This window comes from Rhodoplanes elegans (assembly GCF_016653355.1).
Lineage (GTDB): Bacteria > Pseudomonadota > Alphaproteobacteria > Rhizobiales > Xanthobacteraceae > Rhodoplanes > Rhodoplanes elegans.
The window spans coordinates 1-3,390 of sequence record NZ_NHSK01000311.1 but is presented as its reverse complement, the minus strand read 5'-3'; the positions used below and the strand labels follow the sequence as shown (position 1 = coordinate 3,390).

Here is a 3,390-nt window from a genome sequence, read left to right as displayed (position 1 = left end):
GGCTCTGGCAGCGGCGGGTTGGTGGTCAGCCAGAAGCGGACGAAGACGGCGAGCGTCTCGACGGCGATGCCGAGGTCGCGCTCGAGGCGCGCCATGCGGCGATCGAGCTGGTCAAGGCGCCTGGTGAGCGCTGCCTCCTGCCGTTCGGCGGCGTCGGGTGAGAGGAATGAGGCGATGGCGGCCTCTGCGACGAGCGAGCGAGACTGGGCGCGCCGCGCGGCATATTCCGCCAGCGCCCTGGTCACGCTCGGTTCGAGATAGACGGAGAGCCGCTGCTTCTTGTTCGGATTCGGCATGGCGGCCTACAGCTCCATGCCGTCGTTGGGATCGAGGGAGACCTGGCGCGCGAGGCCTTGCACGAGACGGTTCATGCGGCTCAGCCGTGCGGCATCGTCAGGCTCGTCATCGTTGGGATCGATCTCGAACTCGGTGTCGATCGGTGGCTTCTTCTCGACCGGGGCCACGCGACTGAGCTCCGGCTGGCGCCGCTTCTCGGAGCCCGTCGGGTCCTCGTCATCCATGCCGCTCACGGGTGGCGCAGGTTCCTGCAAAGGTCGCGGCGGCAGGGGCGTGCCGGTCCAATCATTCGCCTGCTGGTGTTCCGCCGCGCTCAGCACCGGCGGTGGCAAGATGCGCGCCAGTAATCTCCGATCCTCGAAGTACCGTGCCTTCTTGGCGCGGATGGGCGGTGTGCCGGCGACCATCACGATCTCGTCTGTGGGCGGGAGCTGCATGATCTCGCCCGGCGTGAGCAGCGGCCGGGCCGTCTCCGAACGCGACACCATCAGGTGTCCGAGCCAGGGGCTCAGGCGATGTCCGGCATAGTTGCGCATCGCGCGCAGCTCGGTCGCAGTGCCGAGCGCGTCGCTCACGCGTTTAGCCGTGCGCTCGTCGTTGGTCGCGAAGCTCACCCGCACATGGCAATTGTCCAGGATCGAATTGTTGGGTCCGTAGGCCTTCTCGATCTGGTTGAGGCTCTGCGCAATCAGGAACGACTTCAACCCGTAGCCAGCCATGAAGGCCAGCGCGCTTTCGAAGAAGTCGAGGCGGCCGAGCGCGGGGAACTCGTCGAGCATGAGAAGCAGGCGGTGACGGCGGGCCTTGGCATGGAGATCTTCCGTCAGGCGTCGGCCGATCTGGTTGAGGATCAGCCGGATCAGCGGCTTGGTGCGGGCGATGTCGGACGGCGGCACGACGAGGTAGAGCGTCGTCGGCCGTGCACCGCCGATGATGTCGGTGATCCGCCAATCGCAGCGGCGCGTGACGGCCGCGACAACGGGGTCGCGGTAGAGGCCGAGGAAGGACATTGCGGTGCTCAGAACGCCGCTGCGTTCGTTGTCCGACTTGTTGAGGAGCTCGCGCGCAGCGCTGGCGATGACGGGGTGCGGTCCGGCCTCGCCGAGATGCGGAGTCTTCATCATCGCGGCGAGCGTCGATTCGATCGGGCGGCGCGGATCGGAGAGGAAGGAGGCGACGCCGGCGAGCGTCTTGTCCTCCTCCGCGTAGAGCACGTGGAGGATGGCGCCGACCAGCAGCGCATGGGAGGTCTTCTCCCAATGGTTCCTCTTCTCCAGCGAGCCTTCCGGGTCGACCAGGATGTCGGCGATGTTCTGGACGTCGCGGACTTCCCATTCGCCGCGCCGGACTTCGAGCAGCGGGTTGTAGGCCGACGACCTCGCATTGGTCGGATCGAACAGCAGCACGCGCCCGTATTGCGCACGGAAGCCGGACGTGAGCTGCCAGTTCTCGCCCTTGATGTCGTGGACGATGGCGCTGCCGGGCCAGGTGAGTAGGGACGGAATGACCAGGCCCACGCCTTTGCCGCTTCGGGTCGGGGCAAAGCAGAGGACGTGCTCGGGTCCGTCGTGCCGGAGGTAGTCGCGGCCGAGCTTGCCGAGCACGACGCCGTCGGGGCCGAGGAGGCCCGCGGCCTTCACTTCATCGGGCCGGGCCCATCGCGCCGAGCCATAGGTGTCGACGTTCTTCGCCTCGCGGGCCCGCCATACCGACATGGCGATCGCGGCGGCGATCGCCATGAATCCGCCCGACGCCGCGATATAGGCGCCCTCCACGAAGATCGCCGGCGCATAGGCGTCGTAGAAGAACCACCACGCATAGAAGGACGGGGGATAGTAGACCGGCCACCCGAACAGGATGAACCAGGGCGCGCCGAGCTGCGCCTGGAAGCCCAATCGCCATGCGGTCCACTCGGTGGCGCCCCAGGTTGTCGCAAGGATGATCAGCGCGACGACCAGAATCTGACCCCAGAGAATCTTGGTCGCGGACATCACGCGCTCTCCTTGTCCGATCCTCTCGTCACAGGCCGATCCCCCGCTTGCGGGTGAAGCTCCAGTCGATCCCGCCGTCGCCGCGTGCGACGCCGGACACATGGCGGCCGAGATGCTGTTCGAGCGAGGGCGACCAGGGCACGAGCTGGAAGCCGAGGCCATCGTCGAGCATCGCGAGGCGTCCAGAGGCGAGATCGAAGCGGCGGCGATAGGTGCCGGCGACGTATTCCCCGGCGCTGGCCTTCACGGCCGCTTGGCCGGTGTCGGCCGTAAGGCGCTCATTCAATGCGTCGAGCTCGCGACGCCGCAGCGTCTCGATCAGGTTGCGGCTGAAGCTGACGCCGCGGCTTTGCCGCTCGGCGAGCCCCTGGCCGATGAGATGCTCGGCGCGGCGCTCGAGCGCGGCGCGGACCTCGGCGCCGAAACCGCCGGCGCCGAGCGGGATCGGCTCGCGCGCGATGGCCTGGCGGTCGAGCCAGGTGGCGCCGTTCGCCGTGATCTGCTGCTCGAGCGGAAGGTCCGACCGGACGGCGAGCGCGACGCGCCGCCGGCCCTGCGCATCGTCGAACCGGCGCAGCTCGACGATCGAGCCGGGGGCGGAATCCCCGGCCGCGTTGAGATCGGGAAGCCTGATGTGGTGGGTGCGGCCATCGATGCCGTCGACGACGGCGTAGGCGGTGCCCTTCAACTCGTCGTCGAGCCCGCGGGCCAGCAAGCGGCCGACGATTGGCTCGTCCAGGCTCTCGCCGGCCAGCACGTAGCTCGAAGGCCCGCGTTCGAGGCCGCGCTCCGCGAGGCCGCGATGAATCCGCTTGATGATGTCGCCGCGCTCGCCGAGCTCGCGCAGACGTTTTTCGGCTTTATCGGAGATGACCCATTGACTTGGCCCGATCTGCTCGGCGAGCCCTCGGGCCTCCAGCTTGCGCAGGCGTCCGACCTTCAGCGCGTGGAATTCATCCGGCTGACGACCGGGGTGTGGCGCGAGATCGATGATGCCCGTCCGATGGGCGTCGCGCGCGAGCTGGCGATCGAGGTTCGTCCAGCGCTCGGCCTCGATCTGTCGCTCCAGCGCGGTGCGGATGTCGTGATCGGTGCGCGGGCC

Annotated in this window: 3 protein-coding genes; all 3 read right to left on the bottom strand. The window is 68.1% G+C overall.

Annotated elements, in window-relative coordinates:
* Positions 1 to 296 (bottom strand): CopG family transcriptional regulator (locus CCR97_RS30630; protein ID WP_111360090.1); only part of this gene is annotated, 296 nt, incomplete at its 3' end.
* Between the two features lie 6 nt (positions 297 to 302).
* Positions 303 to 2,288 (bottom strand): conjugal transfer protein TraG, encoded by a 1,986-nt coding sequence (locus tag CCR97_RS30625; protein WP_111360089.1) that lies wholly within the window; start codon positions 2,286 to 2,288, stop codon positions 303 to 305.
* Positions 2,289 to 2,316: 28 nt separating this feature from the next.
* Positions 2,317 to 3,390 (bottom strand): DUF3363 domain-containing protein (locus CCR97_RS30620; protein WP_146618939.1); only part of this gene is annotated, 1,074 nt, incomplete at its 5' end.